Origin of the sequence: Pseudomonas sp. IT-P258, assembly GCF_949767825.1 — a bacterium.
In the GTDB taxonomy this organism is placed as follows: domain Bacteria; phylum Pseudomonadota; class Gammaproteobacteria; order Pseudomonadales; family Pseudomonadaceae; genus Aquipseudomonas; species Aquipseudomonas monachiensis.
The window spans coordinates 1-348 of record NZ_CATKPU010000078.1 but is presented as its reverse complement, the minus strand read 5'-3'; the positions used below and the strand labels follow the sequence as shown (position 1 = coordinate 348).

Annotated in this window: 1 pseudogene; it reads right to left on the bottom strand. The window is 58.3% G+C overall.

The features are described 5' to 3' along the window. Positions 1 to 243 (bottom strand): annotated as a pseudogene (locus tag ACM6G4_RS24320) (phospholipase); the annotation flags it as partial. Positions 244 to 348: the final 105 nt, after the last annotated feature.

Here is a 348-nt window from a genome sequence, read left to right as displayed (position 1 = left end):
CGATATTCCGTCGCGGATGAAATACATCGACGGCTGAAAGCCCCAGCAGATGATGTCGACAGTTGCCTTGGCCTGTGAAATGGCCAGGTGCACGGCCCGGAACGTTTCTTCCCCATTGATCAGCGGTTGATACGTCGCCATGGCGGGAGGGTATTCGGTATTGCGCACATACCATGGCGGGGTACAGGTCACCTCTTGGGTGTGCTGGAGTGCGACCGGTGTGACGATCTCGTATTGGCTCATGGTGTTTTCCCTTCCTGATCACCAGCGCCTTCCATCACCGTGGCATACAGGCCGCGGTGATCGGTGTGCGATATGGGCTGGCTCACCTCGGCGTGGGCTTGCGAA